This is a genomic window from Nigerium massiliense (assembly GCF_000826085.1).
In the GTDB taxonomy this organism is placed as follows: domain Bacteria; phylum Actinomycetota; class Actinomycetes; order Propionibacteriales; family Propionibacteriaceae; genus Propioniciclava; species Propioniciclava massiliense.
Map to the genome: position 1 here is coordinate 745,828 of NZ_CCYM01000003.1, position 16,142 is coordinate 761,969.

Genomic DNA, 16,142 nt, shown 5'->3' on the forward strand with positions numbered 1-16,142 from the left:
GTCAGCCCTGCTCGCCGTCCGCGGACTTGCGGCGGCGACGCGGCACCGGCGGCGTGGACGCACTCGGGGCCGACGAGGCGTCCTGGCCCTGGCCGGTCTCGACGGCGTCCTTCCGGTCGGCCCCCGACTGCTCGGAACTCTCCGAGACGAAGGACTTCTGGTCGGAACCGCCGGCCGTCGAGCGCCTGTCGCTGCGCGAGTTGGCGCCGCGCTTGGTGGGTTCACCCTTGGTGGAGCCGTTGTCCGCGCTCTTCTCGCCGTGTTCGCCGCTGTTGCCCTGCGGGCCGCGGCGGTTCGAGCCGCCGCCGTTGTCGTCGTTGCGCGAGCGTCCACCGCGCTGGTTGCGCCCGCGGCGTCCGTGGTGGTCGCGGTCGCCGCCGTCGGCCGGGGCCTGGCTGGCGACCGGGGCGTCGTGGATGTGGTACCCGCGCCCGTTGCAGGTCTCGCAGGGGACGGTGAACGCCTCCGCGAGGCCGGTGCCGATCTTCTTGCGGGTCATCTGCACCAGCCCGAGCGAGGTCACCTCGGCGACCTGGTGGCGCGTGCGGTCGCGGCCCAGGCACTCGACCAGGCGACGCAGCAGCAGTTCCCGGTTGGCGGGCAGCACCATGTCGATGAAGTCGATGACGATGATGCCGCCGATGTCGCGCAGCCTGAGCTGCCGGACGACCTCCTCGGCCGCCTCGAGGTTGTTCGACGTCACCGTGGCCTCCAGGTTGCCCTGGGTGCCGGTGAACTTGCCGGTGTTGACGTCGATGACGGTCATGGCCTCGGTGCGATCGATGATCAGCGAGCCGCCCGAGGGTAGGTGCACCTTGCGCTCGAGCGCCTTGTTCACCTGCTCGTTGACGCGGAACTTGTCGAAGAGGTCGCCGTCCTGGTCGCGGTTCCAGTGCGTGAGCCGCTCCTCCAGGTGCGGCGCGACGTGCGTCACGTAGCCCTGGATCGTGTCGTGCACGTCGTCCGGGCCGCCGTTGCCGTCGACGACGAGCTTGCTGAAGTCCTCGGTGAACAGATCGCGCACGATGCGGACGGTGAGGTCGGGCTCGGCGTAGAGCTGCTGCGGCGCCTTGCCCTCCTTGACGCGCTTCTCGATGACTTCCCATTGCGCCTTCAGCCGGTTGACGTCGCGGACGAGTTCTTCCTCGGACGCCCCCTCGGCCGCCGTGCGGACGATCACGCTGGCGTCCTCGCCGATCAGCTCGTCGAGGATGCCCTTGAGCCGATGGCGCTCCTGATCGGACAGCTTGCGGGAGATGCCGGACAGCTGGCCGCCCGGGCTGTAGACGACGTAGCGCCCGGGGATGGAGATGTGCGAGGTGAGCCGGGCGCCCTTCGCGCCGACCGGATCCTTCGTCACCTGCACGAGGATCGTCTGGCCCGACTTGAGCACCTTCTCGACCTTGCGGTCGGCGCCGGTGACGCCGAAGGAGTCCCAGTCGACCTCGCCGGCGTACAGCACGGCGTTGCGGCCCCGGCCGATGTCGATGAACGCGGCCTCCATGCTGGGCAGCACGTTCTGGACGCGGCCGAGGTAGATGTTGCCGATCATGGACGCCGACGAGTCGCGGTCGACGTAGTGCTCGACGAGGACGCCGTCCTCGAGCACCGCGATCTGGCTGTAGTCGTCGGCTTGGCGGATCAGCATCATGCGGTCGACAGACTCGCGGCGCGCGAGGAACTCCGCCTCCGACAGGATCGGCGCACGGCGGCGTCCGGCGGCGCGGCCCTCACGCCGGCGCTGCTTCTTCGCCTCCATGCGGGTCGAGCCCTCGATGCTGGTGATCTCGTCGTTCGGCGACTTCGATCGGCGCGGCTCGCGCACCTTGACGACGACGTCCACGCCCTCGTCGTCGGTGGACCCGGTGTCCTCACCGCGGCGGCGGCGACGACGGCGCCGGCGCGACGACCCGCTCGAGGACGCCTCGTCGTCACCGGCGTCCTTGTCGTCGGCCTCATGGTCGTCGGCGTCGTCCTTGTCGCCGTGCTTCGCGCCCTTGTCGTCGGCGTCGTCCTGAGCGGAATCGTCCGCCTCGTCGTCCGACTCGTCGGAGTCGTCGTCGCCGTCGGACTCGTTGTCGGAGTCGCGCTGACCGCCGCGGCGACGGCGGCGACCTCCGCGGCGACGGCGACGCCGGCGCGGACCCTGGTCCTCGTCCTCATCGTCGGACTGGTCGGAGCCGGTGGCCCGGTCCTTCTCGTCCCCCTCGTCCTGCCGGTCCTCGGACGCCTCGTCGGCGTCGGTGTCGTCCTCGTCGTCGGAGGGCTCCTCTTTCTGCGCGGCCGGACGCGCGATCACCGCGGCCAGCCCGTCGAGTGCGTCTTCGACGGTGCCGCTACCGCCGAAGGGGTTGGCGAGCGCGCCGGTGGGGCGCTCGTTGCGCCGGCCGGCGCCCTCGTGGCCCCCGCGCAGCGCCTTCAGGCTCGCCGCGATCGGATCGTCGTCGGCGTCCTCGCCCGAGTCGGCATCTGCCTCGGTCGCCTCGGTCGCCTCGGGGGGCGGTCCGGCCGGACGGCTGGCGCGCTTGCGGCGCCGGGGACGCTCGCGCTCGCCGTTCTCGGTCGGGGCGCCCTGGATCGCCTGATCGTCCCGGCTGTCGGCGGGGGCGTCCTCGCCGGTCTCGTCGGTCGTCTGCGCGGCGTTGTGAGCAGCCGTCTCCTCAATCGCCCGGTCATCAGCCGCTGGGTCGTCCGCCTTCTCGTCGGCGAGCTCGCGTTCCTCGGGCTCTCCCCCGGCCTGGTCGCCGGCGTCGACGGTCGGCTCCTCGGCGGGAGCGTCGTCGGACGGCTGCGCCTCGGCGACCGGATCCTCGATGATCTGGGCCTCGACGGCATCGGGCTCGGTGGCCTCGATCGCCCGGGGCGTGGCCGGGGCGCTCAACTCAGCGGGCCGGGCCTCCACGGGCGCGGGCGGGCCCGCGGGCCGCGAGGCGGCACGGCGACGGCGGGGCCGCGTGGGTTCCGACGCGGTGGAATCATTGTTTTCGGGTACGTCCGTATCGAGCATGTGCTCTCCTTCACGGCGGCGCGAGCCGCCGTCCTGAGGCCGTCGGCGGAGCGCTGCTCCGGACGGCAAAGACTTCGGTGCGACGGGCACACGGACGGCCGCCGCGGTCGAAGGTTCTCGTCGCGGTCCGGCCGGCGTGACGTCCTACCTCACACCCCGGGTTGCTGTTCGGTGGGGGTTTCTAAGCCCACACCTTCGGCCAGTATTCCACATGCCGTCGCCATCGAGCAGCAACGCAGCCCGCGCGGGGCGTGCCGGGGACCGAACACGGCCGAAGGTCAGCCGGGCTGTGCGCCGCGGCGTCCGCGTTGGCCGATCGCCACGGATGGGCCGTTCGACGGCCTGACCGGAGGGCCCGCCAGGTGTCGGTTTGGTGACGACCGGGTGATGGGGAGCCGACAATGCCGGCGTGCAGCCCTACGGTGTTTCCCACGTTCGACGTTTCCCACGTTCGACCCCATCACCGCTCGGCCCGATCACCGTAGAAAGGGACCCCCGTGATTGAAGACGTCGTGAACTGGCTGGTGAACGCGCTGTGGAGCTCCCCCATGATCTACCTCGTGCTGGGGGTGGGCGCGCTGTACACCGTGTGGCTGGTGGCACCGCAGATCCGCCGCTTGCCCGACATGCTCCGCTACCTGTTCCGCGGGGGCGACTCCAGCCAGGGGATCAGCTCGTTCCAGGCGTTCGCGATGGCGCTCGGTGGGCGGGTCGGCATGGGCAACATCGCCGGCGTCGCCACCGCGATCCACGCCGGCGGGCCCGGCGCGATGTTCTGGATGTGGGTGACGGCCTTCATCGGCTCGGCCGTCGCTGTGGCGGAGTCGTCCCTGGCACAACTCTTCAAGCAGGAGGTCAACGGCGAGTACCGCGGCGGCCCCGCCTACTACATCGAGAAGGGCCTGCGGTGGAAGTGGCTCGCCGTGGTGTACGCGGTCGCGACCGTCTTCGCCACCGCGGTCACCGGGCCGTCGATCCAGGCGTTCAACATCGCTGCGGCGGCCGAGAGCGCGTTCGCGATCGACACGCGCGTCACCGGAGTCATCGTCGCGGTTCTGTTCTGCGCGGTCGTGTTCGGGGGCATGCGCCGCATCGGCACCGTCTCGGCGTTCGTCGTGCCGTTCATGGCGGCGGCCTACATCATCTTCGGCATCATCGTGCTCTTCGCGCACGCCGACCGGGTGCCCGCGATGTTCGGCCAGATCTTCGCCAGTGCCTTCGGCACCGACGCGATCTTCGGCGGCATGCTCGGCGCCGCGATCACGTGGGGCGTCCGCCGGGCCATCTACTCGTCCGAGGCGGGAACCGGGTCGGGCGCGCAGGCGTCCGCCGCCGCCGAAGTCAGCCACCCCGTCAAGCAGGGGCTGGCGCAGGGGTTCTCGGTGTACGTGGACACCCTCTTCGTGTGCACCATGACGGGCCTGATGATCCTCGTCACCAACAGCTACAACGTGGTCGACGAGGCCGGCAGGACGGTCGTCGAGTACGTGCCGGGCGTGGAGGCGGGACCCGCCTACACCCAGGCCGCAATCGACACGGTCTTCGGCGGGTTCGGCTCCGCCTTCATCGCGCTCGCCATGTTCTTCTTCGCCTTCACGACGCTGTTGTCCTTCGGTTTCTACGCCGACACCAACGTCGCCTACCTGCTGCGCGACAGCCGCTGGGAACGGCCGGTCACGAAGGCGGCCCAGGCCGTGCTGGCGCTCTCCATCGTGCTGGGTTCGTTCCGCAGCGCCGACTTCGCCTGGGCGCTGGCCGACGTCGGCGTCGGGCTCTACACCTGGGTGAACCTCATCGCGCTGGTCTTGCTCAGCCCCCTGGTGGCGCGGATCTATCGCGACTACGAGCGTCAACGACGCGCGGGGCTCGATCCCGTCTTCGACCCGGACGCCGCGGGCATCGACAACGCACCGCTGTGGCACGTCATCGCCGAGAGGAACCGCGCCCGGCTCGGCAGCGGCACGCCCGAGGCGCGCTGAGCGTTGATCAGGCCTGCTCGTCGAACGGTCCGACGATGCGATCGCCGTTCCAGCGGCCTTGATCGAGGCGGGTCAACAGCGCGGGTTGGGAGAGTTCGAAGCGCGGCTCGACGCGCCCCAGCGCCTGCAGCACGTCGTCCGGGCGGACGAGCGGGACGCCGTGCCGGCTGACGAGGCCGAGGGTGTGCTCGTCGACGACCCACAGCGCGATGATCGCGGCCCGCGCGTCGAAAGTACGCAGGCCCGACTTCGTCATCCGCTCGACCTCGAGCGCGTCCCGGTCGAGCAGCGCGCGGACGGCGGACTCCGTGACGCCCGCGTCCGGGCCGCCGATGCTCATGCGCCACTCGGAGACGTCCAGCCCGTCGGCCAGCGACCCGGCCGTGGCGACCACGACCTGGAGCACGTCCAGCCCCTGCGGCAGCGCGGAGTCGAGGGCGTCGCGTACGGCGTCCGGGTCGCGGGGCTGCGCGAGCCCGATCTCGAGGTACTCCGCCTCGGTCGCGGCGCCGGTCGGGGACGCGTTGGCATAGCTGATGCGCGGGTGCGGGTTGAAACCGGAGCTGTAGGCCATCGGCACGCCTGCCCGGCGCAGCGCCCGCTCGAACGCACGGGAGAAGTCGCGGTGGCTGGTGAAGCGAGCCCGGCCGCGCTTGGCGTAACGCACCCACAGCTTCTGCACGGGCGGCGCCTGTTGTTCGGGTTGCCGACGCTTGGTCTCTGCCACGTCGGCCCATGCTACCGGTCGAGGCGCGTCCCACCGGTGGCCGGGGGCGCCCGTATGGTAGTCGTCGTGACTGATTACGACATCCGCACCAATGTCGCCGACGGCGAGTTGAGCGATCCCTCCCGCGCCTGGGGGCAGGCGACCACCCTCGGGTTCGGCCAGCCGGCCATGTCGGAGGCATCGCTTGAGCACTGGTGGCGCGCCCAGACGGGCAACCACGTCCGGCACCGTTCGGCGCACCCCCGGCCGCGCCCCACCGGGCTGCCCGACGGCACGCCGGTGGCGACGTTCGCCAGCTTCGACACCACGATCAACACCGGCGGCGGCCACCTGGCGCCCGCCAACCTCGTCACCGACGTCACCGTCCGAACGTCGCACCGGCGGCGCGGCCTGCTGCGGCGGCTCATGCACGCCGACATGAGCGAGGCGCGCGAGCGCGGGTCGCTGATGGCCAGCCTCACGGCCAGCGAGGGCGCCATCTACGGGCGATTCGGCTACGGCATCGCGTCCCGGCGCACCCGCGTCGAGCTCGTCACCGACAGCAGGTTCTCTCTCGTCGAGGACGCCCGCAGCCACGACCAGATCGAGGTCGTCGCCAACGACGCCGCGCCGCCGCTGATCCGGCAGGTGTTCGACGCGGTGCACGCGTCCACCCGGGGGTCCCATGGGCGCCTGGAGACCTACCCCGAGAAGCTCGTCGGCGTGTGGAACTACGACGAGGAGGAACCCGACCCCTCCGTGCGCGTCGCGGTCGCGTTCGCCGGCGACGGCACGCCCACCGGGCACGTGTCGTACCGCCTGCCGAACGAGAACCTCAGCGGCGCGAACGAGGCACTGGAGGTCCTGGAGTTGCTGGGCACGAGTCCGGCCGCCGAGCTCGAGCTGTGGAACTTCGTCGGCAGCATCGACCTCGTGCACAAGGTTCGCTACGGCAACCTCCGCCCGGACAGCCCGCTGCCCTGGGCACTCGGGGACCCCCGGTTGCTCACGACCGAACGGACGTCCGACTTCACCTGGCTCCGCCTCCTGGACGTCCCCGGCGCCCTGCGCGCCCGGGGGTTCGACCGCGACGGCGACGCGACGTTCGCCACGGAGGATCCGCTGGGGCTCGCCAACGGCGCCTGGCACGTCCGGGTCGCCGGCGGCGAGGTCAGCGTCGAGGAGACGTCCGAGGCGGACGTCCACATCGACTTCAACGCCCTCGGCCCGCTGTACGCGGGATCCGTGGACGGCCGCGTCCTCGCGTCCGCCGGACGCCTCACCGGCCCGGCCGACGGGGTGGCCGCGCTTTCCGCGCTCTTCGCCACCCGCGACCTGCCCTACTGCGTCTCCGGCTTCTGAGGCCGCGGCCGCCCGATCGATCAGGACCCGGGCTCAGCGCAGGAACTTGTTCCCGTGGGTGATGCGGGCCCACAGCTTCCCGACGCCCCACGTGTCGCCGGCCAACCCCGCCGCGCACAGCAACAGGATGAGCGCCTCGAGCCAGTGGTCGTCGAGGATCGGGTTGGTCGCGCCCCTCACCAGCTGGCCGTTCGCCATGTGCGTCTGGACGAAGGGCAGCTCGGAGAGCCACATCAGGGCGACCAGGATCGTGCCGCCGATGCCCGCGATGCGCAGCCCCGCGCCCATGATCATCGCGACGCCGATGCCGAACAGGGCGAACATGAACAGCACGTCCCCGAACGGGTTGGAGAAGATGGGCTTGAGGATGGCGCCCAGCGGATTCTCGATGCGGTCGATGAAGCCCTGCGCCGGTGCGGTGCCGGCCAGCCATCCCTTGCCGACCGGGGTGCCGTAGCCGAGGCCGAACAGCTTGTCGAGGAACGGCCAGAGGAAGAAGAAGCCGATGATGATCCTGGCGACCGCCAAGAGCTTGCGCACCAGGGGCGACGCGATGACGTCCTCCTGGTAGACGATCCCGTCGCGGGCCACGTCGCGGGACTCAGCCGAACGCATCGAACTGGACATATGTCAGACCTCCTTGTCTGCTGAAGCGCAGGCAATGCTTCAGTCCTACACCACGTAGTATGTGCCCGCCGTGGGGCGCCGGCCGTCAAACGCGCGAAGAATTCGCGCGAATCCCCAAAGAGTTCGCGAAATGCGCCGTCGTCGGCGTCAGCGGCTCACCGGCGTCAGCGGCAGCAGGTGGCGCCCCGTCGGGCCGATCTGGATCTCGGTGTCCATCTGCGGGCACACGCCGCAGTCGTAGCACGGCGTCCAGCGGCAATCCTCGACGGGCGACTCGTCGAGCGCGTCCTGCCAGTCCTCCCACAGCCAGTCGCGGTCGAGCCCGGAGTCCAGGTGATCCCACGGCAGCACCTCGGTGTAGTCGCGCTCCCGGGTCGTGTACCAGTCGAGGTCGACGCCGGTGCCGGCCAAGGCGGACGCGCAGCAGGCGACCCAGCGGTCGTAGCTGAAGTGCTCGCTCCAGCCGTCGAACATGCCGCCGTCGCGGTAGACGGCCTCGATGACCCGGCCGACGCGGCGGTCCCCACGGCTCAGCAGCCCCTCGATGACACCGGGCTTGCCGTCGTGGTAGCGCATGCCGATGGCCTTGCCGTAGCGGCGGTCGGCGCGGATCTTCTCGCGCAGCAGCTGCAGCCGGTGGTCGATGGTCTCGGCGGACGCCTGCCCGGCCCACTGGAACGGGGTGTGCGGCTTCGGCAACCCCGCCGATCGAGACGGTGCAGCGGATGTCTTTCGACCCCGCCGCCTGGCGCCCGGTCTCGATGACCCGGGCCGCCATGTCGGCGATCGCGAGGACGTCCTCGTCCGTCTCGGTCGGCAGACCGCACATGAAGTACAGCTTCACGTTGCGCCAGCCGTTGCCGAAGGCGGTGGCCACCGTCTGGATGAGGTCGTCCTCGGTGACCATCTTGTTGATCACCTTCCGCATGCGCTCGCTGCCCCCCTCGGGCGCGAACGTCAGGCCCGAGCGGCGACCGTTGCGGGACAGTTCGTTGGCGAGGTCGATGTTGAAGGCGTCCACGCGGGTGCTGGGCAGCGACAGCGACACGTTGCTGCCCTCGTAGCGATCGGCCAGTTCCTTGGTGACGTCCCCGATCTCGGAGTGGTCGGCGCTCGACAGCGACAGCAGCCCGACCTCCTCCAGGCCCGTCGAGCGCAGGCCGCCGTCGACCATCGCCCCGATCGTCTCGATGCTCCGCTCGCGCACCGGACGGGTGATCATGCCCGCCTGGCAGAACCGGCAGCCCCGGGTGCAGCCGCGGAAGATCTCCACCGAGTAGCGCTCGTGCACGGTCTCGGCCAACGGCACGAGCGGCGCCTTCGGGTAGGGCCACTCGTCGAGGTCCATGAGCGTGTGCTTGGCGACGCTGAACGGGACGCCCGGACGGTTCGGCGTCACCTTCTGGATGCGCCCGTCAGGCAGATACGTGACGTCGTAGAAGCGCGGCACGTAGGCGACGCCCGAGGTCGCCAGCCGCAGCAGCAACCCGTCCCGGCCCTCGGGCCGTCCCTCCGCCTTCCAGTCGCGGATCATCTCGGACACCTGCAGGGACGCCTCCTCGCCGTCACCCAGGATCGCGGCGTCGATGAAGTCGGCGATCGGCTCGGGGTTGAACGCGGCGTGCCCGCCGGCGACGACGATCGGGTCGTCCTCCCTGCGGTCCGCGGCGTGGAGCGGGATCTGCGCCAGGTCGAGCGCAGCAAGCATGTTCGTGTAGCCGAGCTCGGTGGAGAAGCTGATCCCCAGCACGTCGAAGGCGCCGACCGGGCGATGGTTATCGAGCGTGAACTGCGGAAGCCCGTGCTCGCGCAGGAGCGCGGCCAGGTCGGGCCACACCGAGTAGGTGCGCTCGGCGAGGATCCAATCGCGCTCGTTGAGGATCTCGTAGAGGATCGCGATGCCCTGATTCGGCTGGCCGACCTCGTACGCGTCCGGGTACATGAGGCACCAGCGCACGTCGGCGGAATCCCAGCTCTTCGCGACGGAGTTCACCTCTCCACCGACGTACTGGATCGGCTTGCTCACCCGGGCGAGCAGCGGCTCGAGCCGGGCGAAGAGGGACTCGGGCGAGGTCGTCACATCAGTCATAGCGCCACCAGGGTAACCGGCTCAGCGCGCGTCACGGTCGCCGCGGTCACGTGCTGCGCCACCCCGACCCTCGCGGCGCGCCCTCCTGGACCCGCCCTCGGGCTCCTGCTCGCCGAACTGCTCCCCGCCGTCGGGGTGGTCGGCGTCCCGCAGCGGCACGTTCTCGGCGACGTTGACGAAGCCGGCGCCAGACAGGTCGCGGGCCAGCGAGTCGGAGACCGCGTGCTCGGAGTCCCACTGGTTGGTGCGGTACGCCGTGCGGGCGACCGTGTTGCCGGCGACCGGGTTGGTCAGGATCTGCAGGGCGATGATCAGCAGGCAGACGAACGTCGTGTGCCAGGTGCGCAGCGCGAGCGCCTGGGCTCCCAGGATCAGGACGAGCCCGAACACTTGCGGCTTCGTGGCGGCGTGCAGCCGCGCCATCACGTCGGGGAACCGGACGAGCCCGAGCGCGGCGGCGAAGCAGAAGAACGCGCCGAAGGCGAGCAGGAGCGCCTCGATGAGACCGAGGATCTCGTCCATCACACCCCCTCCGCGTTCTGGTCGTCGTGGGCGTGGCTCTCGATCTCCTGGAAGCGGCGATCGCGCTCGCGGGTGCTGCTCGTCAGGCGCGCGACGCCGACGGAACCCGTGAACGCCACCAGCGACAGCACCAGCAGGATCGGCAGACCTGTCGTGGTCGCCGTGACCACCGAGTGTCCCGCGATGGCGGCGATGAGCACCGCCACCACGACGTCGGTGGCCACCACCCGGTCGAGGTTCGTGGGTCCGATGCCGAGCCGGTAGAGCGCGAGCACGGCCGCCGCCAGCAACATGGCCATCGCGACCCCGATCAGCACCTGGGTGACGAGGGCGATCATCGCCGCTCCCCCTTTCTGCTCAGGCCGAGACCGTCGGGCCCGTAAGCGCGCTCGATCTCCTTGTCGGACGCGAAGGCACGCGCGACCCGGCGCTCGGTGTCCAGCGCCTCGCGATAGGCGTTCTCTCGGGCGTTGGGGGCCGTCGCGTCGAACACGTGGACGTACAGCGTCCGCGTCGAACGGCGGGCGTCGACGACGATGCTGCCCGGGACGACCGAGGTCAGCTCGGCCGTGGCGACCTGGTAGAGGTCGGAGTCGGTCTTCAGGTCGACCTTGATCACGGCCGCGCGCGGCTGTTGCCGCCGGAACGACCAGGCGGCCAGCCGGAAGGACGAGACCGCGAGGTCGTAGATCAGGCGCAGCCCGCCGTAGATGAACCAGCCGATCCGGAAGGTGCCCCGGTAGTGCACGGGCGGAAGCGGGAACAGCCGTGTCACGAGGACGGCGAGGGCGAGGCCGCCCAGCACCGAGAAGAGGTTGATCTGCCCGACGAGGACCAGGAACACGGCGGTCAGCACCAGGACGTTGCGGGGCTGTCGGCGGAACCTGAGTTTGCGCTTGTTCTGCGAGCGCGTCGCTCGGCGTGCGGTCATGGCGTCGGCACCCCGTTCAGGACGGCTTGGACGTATTGGGGGCCGAACATGTGCTCGGCCGCGAGCGTGCAATAGGCGTACAGGGGGCCGGCGAACACAGTGAAGGCAAGGCTGAGACAGATGAGCCCGATCGCGGCGCCGACCATGACCGGAGGCAGCAGCTTGCCCTCGTGCTCGTCAGGCTCGTCGTCGTCCTCCACCTCGACGATCTGGGGCTCGCCCCAAAAGCCGCGGTTCCAGACCTTCGCGACGGCGTACAGCGTCAGCAGGCTGGTGACGACGGAGCCGGCGACGACGGCCCACGCCAGCGGCGTCCCGGTCTCGGCGCCGGCCGTGAGCAGGCCGAGCTTGCCGATGAAGCCGGAGAAGGGTGGGATGCCGGCGAGGTTCATGGCCGGCACGAGGAACAGCGCGCCGAGCAGCGGGCTGACCTTCGCCAGCCCCTGGATGCGCTCCAGCGAGGTACTGCCGCCCACGCGCCTGATCAGCCCGGCGACGAGGAAGAGCGTCGCCTGGATCGTGATGTGGTGCACCGTGTAGAAGATCGCCGCCGCCATGCCGCTGATCGTCGCCAACGCGACGCCGAAGATCATGTAGCCGATGTGGCTGACGAGCGTGAACGACAGGAGTCGCTTGATCTCGGACTGGGCGATGGCGCCGAGGATGCCCACGATCATCGTGGCCAGCGCGACCCACAGCAGCAGGTCGGTCAGCGGGCGGCCCGGGAACAGCACCGTCTGGGTTCGCATGATCGCGTAGACGCCGACCTTCGTCAGCAGGCCGGCGAACACGGCCGTCACCGGAGCCGGCGCCGTCGGGTACGAGTCGGGCAACCACGCCTGGAGCGGGAAGACCGCCGCCTTGAGGGAGAAGACGATCAGCAACAGGAACTGCAGGCCGGCCTGGACGTTGTCGGGCAGCAGCGGCAGCCGCTGCGAAAGCTGGGCCAGGTTCACGGTGCCCGTCGCCGCGTAGATGTTCGCGATGCCGACGAGGAACAGGTTCGACGAGAGCAGGTTGACGACCACGTAGATCGACCCCGCGCGGATGCGGGAGCCCGTCCCGCCCATCGTCAGCAGCACGTAGGAGGCGAACAGCAAGATCTCGAATCCGACGAAAAGGTTGAACAGATCGCCGGCCAGGAAGGCGTTCGACACCCCCGCGCAGAGCAGGAGGAACGTCGGGTGGAAAATCGAGACGGGCGTGGCCCGCCGGACCTCCTCGGCGTCCTGCCCCGTGGAGTAGATCAACACGCCGAGCGTGACGAGGGCGGCCACCGTCAGCATCAGCGACGAGACGCCGTCCGCGACGAGCGCGATGCCCATGCCCCGCGGCCAGGCACCGACCCACAGCGTCTGGACGCCCCGGTGGTACGACTGCCACATGAGCGTGCCGGCGACGATGACGACGCCGAGCAGGGACACGATCGACACGACGCGCTGGGCGCGCGGCCGGTGGGACAGGATCAGGTTGAGGGCGGCCCCCAGCATGGGGAGCAGGATCGGCAGCGGCAGGAGGTTGTTCATTCGCTCACCACGTCGTCGCCGGTGTCACTGAAGCGGATCTCCTCGAAGCTGGCCGAGACGTCGTCACGCTCGGCGAGCGCGCGAATGCGGGCGTCCTCGACGTCGTCGGACACCTCATCGTGTCCGTTGAGTTGGAAGCTGCGGTAGGCCATCGTGATGACGAACGCCGACACCGCCATGGTGATGACGATGGCGGTCAGCACCATCGCCTGTGGCAACGGGTCGCTCATCTGGTCGGCCGGGAACATCCCGATGATCGCCGGCATCCCGGCCGGGCCGGCCGCCACGAGGAACAGCAGGTTGATCCCGTTGCTCATGACGGCCACGCCCACCAGGATGCGGCTCAGGGACCGCTCCGTGATGAGGTAGACGCCGCAGGCGATGAGGACGCCCGCGACGATCGCCAGGGTCAGGTTCGGGATCATCGCCGCCTCCTTCGGGCCGAGGCCGCGATGGCGCGCGTCGACTCGGGGCGCGGCAGCGGCGCGATGTGCTCGGCCTCGTGGGTGTCGATGCCGGAGCCGAGGCTGCGCACGAGGTCGAGCAGGACGCCGACGACGACCAGGTACACGCCGACGTCGAAGATGGTGGAGCTCACCAGGTGGATGTCCCCGAGCAGGTTGACCGGGCCCCACGGTGTGGCCACGGCCTCGAGCCAGGGCACGTGCAGCGTGATGTCGAAGCTCTGGAAGATGCGCCCGCCGAACGCGGCCGGGAGCAGCGCGCTCAGTCCGGCGACTGCGAAGCCGATGCCGAGGACGAGACCGGCGTCCACGGGGGCCGCATCGTCGAGCTCCTTGGTGCCGGCCGCCAGGTAGCGGATGAAGAGCGCGAGCCCCGCGATCAGGCCGCCCGCGAACCCGCCGCCGGGCAGGTTGTGCCCCGCGATGAGGACGTAGACGGAGATGACCATCATGACGCCGAACAGCAGGCGGGTCACCACCTCGAAGATGAGCGAACGCGACGCGGCGTTCAGCCACTGACTGCCGCGCAGCCAGGTGCCCGGCTGGTTCGTCGGCGACGCCCCCGCCGAGACGGCAGCCTCGCGGCGGACCCGGTGCCGCCGGGTCCGCAGGAAGATGAGGCTGGCCACGCCGGTGGCGGCGATGATCAGCACCGAGATCTCGCCCAGGGTGTCCCACGCTCGGGTGTCCACGAGGATGACGTTGACGATGTTGGTGCCGTAACCGAACTCGTAGGCGGCCGTCTCGAGGCCGGCCGAGATCGGGGTCGCCGTGCGCGCGCCGGCGCTCACCAGGGTGACGCCCGTGATGGTGGCGCCCACCGCGACGGCGAGCAGCATGCGCCACCACCGCGACGACTGGAGCGGACGGTTCGTGAAGTACTTCGGCAGCGAGCGCAGCACCAGCAGGAACACCAGCAGGGTCACGGATTCGACGAGCACCTGGGTGAGGGCAAGGTCGGGGGCGCCGTGCAGGAAGAACAGCAGCGCGGTGCCGTAGCCCGTGATGCCGAGGGTGAGGACGGCTCGGACACGTCCACGCGACGAGATCAGCGCTATCGCGGCGGCGATCATCACGATGCCGACGAGCGGCTGCGCGATGGTGTCGTACAGCCGCACCTGGGGCCACTGCGTCGTCAGGAGCAGCGTGCCGCCGACAGCGATGACGAGCACCGACAGCGCGGTGCTGAGGTAGGACGCCAGAGAGCCCCGCTGAACCCGCGCGGTGATCTCGACCGCCAGCCAGTCGATCGAGCGCATGGTGCTCTTGTAGAACTCGTCGGCGCCCTTGACCTTGGGGAACGTCGCCTGGATGCGCCCGATCGACGACCGCTTCCAGAACATGACCAGGCCAGCGGTGAGAGCGACCACCGACAGCAGCAGCGGCGCCGTGATGCCGTGCCAGAGCGCGAGCCCGTGCCCGGGCTCTCCTGTCGGGACGGCGTCCGCGTACGGCTTGAGGACGGCGGTGAGCTGCGGGCCGAGGAATCCCCCGACGAGGCACAGCGCGCCCAGCACCATCGGCGCGCTCATGAAACCGGGCGCCGGCGCGTGGTGCAGCTCGCTGGCCGGCGAGCCCGGCTTGACGGCGAAGGCACCCCACCAGAACCGCAGAGAGTAGGCCATGGTGAACGCGGAGCCCAGCACGAGGGCCAGCACGACGAGCACGGCGGGCGCGGGCAGGATGCCCGTGCCATCGCCCGTCGTGGCGAGGTAGACCACGGACTCGAGCGCCGCCTCCTTGGAGATGAACCCCAGCAGCGGCGGGACGCCCGCCATGGACGCCGCCGCCAGCGCCGCGGTCGTCGCCAGCCCCGGAAGCTGACGTCCGAGCCCCGACAGCTGACGCAGGTCGCGCGTGCCGGTGGAGTGGTCGATGACGCCCACGGTGAGGAACAGCGACGACTTGAACAGCGCGTGGGTGATGGTCATCGCGAGGCCGGCCAGCGCGGCGGCCTGGGTGCCGAGTCCCGTCAGGAGGGTGATGAAGCCGAGCTGGCTGACGGTGCCGTAGGCCAACAGCAGCTTCAGGTCGGTCTGACGCAGCGACCGCCAACCGCCGAGGATCATGGTCGTCGCGCCCAGGATCGTCACAGCGGGACGCCACAGCGGCACCGTCGAGAACGTCGGCGCGAGCACGGCCACGAGGTAGATGCCGGCCTTCACCATCGCCGCCGCGTGCAGGTAGGCCGACACCGGGGTCGGCGCCGCCATCGCGCCCGGGAGCCAGAAATGGAACGGTGCCAGCGCCGACTTGCTGATGGCGCCGACGAGCATGAGGAGCGCCGCCACCGTCGCGGCCGTGCCCACGGGCGGCGAGGCCAGGACGCCCTCGATGCTGAACGTGCCGGCCTGGAACCCGAGCGAGACGATGCCGACCAGCATCGCGAGCCCGCCGGTCGTGGTCACGATGAGCGCCGTCAGCGCGGCGCTTCTGTTGGCCCGGCGCGACGAGTCGTACCCGATGAGCAGGTACGAGAAGACCGTCGTGAGTTCCCAGAAGACGTACAGCACGATGAGGTCGTCGGTGGTGACGAGCCCCAGCATCGCGCCGGCGAAGGCGGTCAGCAGGCCCAGGCAGCGCGTCGACCCCTTCTCGAAGTACCAGCGGCAGTAGATCAGGATGAGCGCGCCGATCCCCGTGACGATGAGGGTCAGCACCCACTGAACGAGCCCCACGCGCATCGTGAGAGAGACGCCGAGTTGCGGGATCCACGGGAGGCTCTCCCGATAGGCCCCGCCGCCCAGGATCGCGGGAGCCTGAACCACCGCCCACACGAACGATGCTGCGGGGAGCAGCGCCATCACGAAGAACGCGTTGCGCCCCAGGACCCGGCTCACCAGCGGGGACACCACCGCGAGGGCGAGGTGAAGGCCGATGAGCGTCAGGAGCATGAGGGAAGGGCTTCCTTGGCTGAGGAGGCGGGCGC

General features: G+C 70.3%; 11 protein-coding genes and 1 pseudogene. 2 read left to right on the forward strand and 10 right to left on the reverse strand.

Going from position 1 to position 16,142, the window contains the following annotated elements:
- Position 1: 1 nt before the first annotated feature.
- Positions 2-3,007, reverse strand: a complete 3,006-nt coding sequence (locus BN1187_RS09910; RefSeq protein WP_082034632.1) for an Rne/Rng family ribonuclease — start codon at positions 3,005-3,007, stop codon at positions 2-4.
- A gap of 497 nt (positions 3,008-3,504) precedes the next feature.
- Here BN1187_RS09910 and BN1187_RS09915 point away from each other — a divergent pair, with 497 nt between their 5' ends.
- Positions 3,505-4,986, forward strand: a complete 1,482-nt coding sequence (locus tag BN1187_RS09915) for an alanine/glycine:cation symporter family protein (protein ID WP_218184635.1) — start codon at positions 3,505-3,507, stop codon at positions 4,984-4,986.
- A 7-nt stretch (positions 4,987-4,993) separates the two neighbouring features.
- Here the strand turns inward: BN1187_RS09915 and BN1187_RS09920 are convergent, their stop codons facing one another.
- A complete protein-coding gene (locus BN1187_RS09920) occupies positions 4,994-5,713 on the reverse strand; it encodes a TIGR03936 family radical SAM-associated protein (RefSeq protein ID WP_072042043.1) in 720 nt (239 codons plus the stop codon).
- Between the two features lie 66 nt (positions 5,714-5,779).
- Here BN1187_RS09920 and BN1187_RS09925 point away from each other — a divergent pair, with 66 nt between their 5' ends.
- Positions 5,780-7,054 (forward strand): GNAT family N-acetyltransferase, encoded by a 1,275-nt coding sequence (locus BN1187_RS09925; protein ID WP_162182379.1) that lies wholly within the window; start codon positions 5,780-5,782, stop codon positions 7,052-7,054.
- A 33-nt stretch (positions 7,055-7,087) separates the two neighbouring features.
- Here BN1187_RS09925 and BN1187_RS09930 read toward each other — a convergent pair whose 3' ends face one another.
- The 8 genes and pseudogenes from BN1187_RS09930 to BN1187_RS09965 all read right to left on the reverse strand — a co-directional run bounded on the left by BN1187_RS09930 (position 7,088) and on the right by BN1187_RS09965 (position 16,107).
- The gene (locus tag BN1187_RS09930) at positions 7,088-7,681 is read right to left on the reverse strand and encodes a hypothetical protein (protein ID WP_052462585.1); all 594 of its coding nucleotides are present in this window, start codon (positions 7,679-7,681) and stop codon (positions 7,088-7,090) included.
- 147 nt (positions 7,682-7,828) lie between these two features.
- A pseudogene (locus BN1187_RS09935) lies at positions 7,829-9,770 on the reverse strand (TIGR03960 family B12-binding radical SAM protein).
- Positions 9,771-9,791: 21 nt separating this feature from the next.
- Positions 9,792-10,292: a monovalent cation/H(+) antiporter subunit G gene (gene mnhG, locus BN1187_RS09940; protein WP_072042044.1), complete on the reverse strand. Its 501-nt coding sequence runs from the start codon at positions 10,290-10,292 to the stop codon at positions 9,792-9,794.
- On the reverse strand, positions 10,292-10,630 hold the full coding sequence (locus BN1187_RS09945) for an MrpF/PhaF family protein (protein WP_052462586.1): 339 nt from the start codon (positions 10,628-10,630) through the stop codon (positions 10,292-10,294). The genes mnhG and BN1187_RS09945 overlap by 1 nt, the downstream gene beginning before the upstream one ends.
- Complete coding sequence (locus tag BN1187_RS09950; RefSeq protein ID WP_052462587.1) at positions 10,627-11,223, reverse strand: Na+/H+ antiporter subunit E; 597 nt, start codon at positions 11,221-11,223, stop codon at positions 10,627-10,629. Before BN1187_RS09950 ends, BN1187_RS09945 begins: the two co-directional genes overlap by 4 nt.
- The gene (locus BN1187_RS09955) at positions 11,220-12,749 is read right to left on the reverse strand and encodes a Na+/H+ antiporter subunit D (RefSeq protein ID WP_040161301.1); all 1,530 of its coding nucleotides are present in this window, start codon (positions 12,747-12,749) and stop codon (positions 11,220-11,222) included. The genes BN1187_RS09950 and BN1187_RS09955 overlap by 4 nt, the downstream gene beginning before the upstream one ends.
- Positions 12,746-13,174 carry a Na(+)/H(+) antiporter subunit C gene (locus BN1187_RS09960; protein ID WP_040161303.1) on the reverse strand — a complete coding sequence of 143 codons (429 nt, stop codon included), beginning with the start codon at positions 13,172-13,174 and terminating at the stop codon, positions 12,746-12,748. The genes BN1187_RS09955 and BN1187_RS09960 overlap by 4 nt, the downstream gene beginning before the upstream one ends.
- Complete coding sequence (locus tag BN1187_RS09965; RefSeq protein ID WP_040161306.1) at positions 13,171-16,107, reverse strand: Na+/H+ antiporter subunit A; 2,937 nt, start codon at positions 16,105-16,107, stop codon at positions 13,171-13,173. Before BN1187_RS09965 ends, BN1187_RS09960 begins: the two co-directional genes overlap by 4 nt.
- Positions 16,108-16,142: the final 35 nt, after the last annotated feature.

What these genes read in the sequence shown, in the direction of transcription:
- BN1187_RS09910 (WP_082034632.1), bottom strand. Translation starts at nt 3,007, where the DNA reads ATGCTCGATACGGACGTACCCGAAAACAATGATTCCACCGCGTCGGAA.
- BN1187_RS09930 (WP_052462585.1), bottom strand. Translation starts at nt 7,681, where the DNA reads ATGTCCAGTTCGATGCGTTCGGCTGAGTCCCGCGACGTGGCCCGCGAC.
- mnhG (WP_072042044.1), bottom strand. Translation starts at nt 10,292, where the DNA reads ATGGACGAGATCCTCGGTCTCATCGAGGCGCTCCTGCTCGCCTTCGGC.
- BN1187_RS09945 (WP_052462586.1), bottom strand. Translation starts at nt 10,630, where the DNA reads ATGATCGCCCTCGTCACCCAGGTGCTGATCGGGGTCGCGATGGCCATG.
- BN1187_RS09950 (WP_052462587.1), bottom strand. Translation starts at nt 11,223, where the DNA reads ATGACCGCACGCCGAGCGACGCGCTCGCAGAACAAGCGCAAACTCAGG.
- BN1187_RS09955 (WP_040161301.1), bottom strand. Translation starts at nt 12,749, where the DNA reads ATGAACAACCTCCTGCCGCTGCCGATCCTGCTCCCCATGCTGGGGGCC.
- BN1187_RS09960 (WP_040161303.1), bottom strand. Translation starts at nt 13,174, where the DNA reads ATGATCCCGAACCTGACCCTGGCGATCGTCGCGGGCGTCCTCATCGCC.
- BN1187_RS09965 (WP_040161306.1), bottom strand. Translation starts at nt 16,107, where the DNA reads ATGCTCCTGACGCTCATCGGCCTTCACCTCGCCCTCGCGGTGGTGTCC.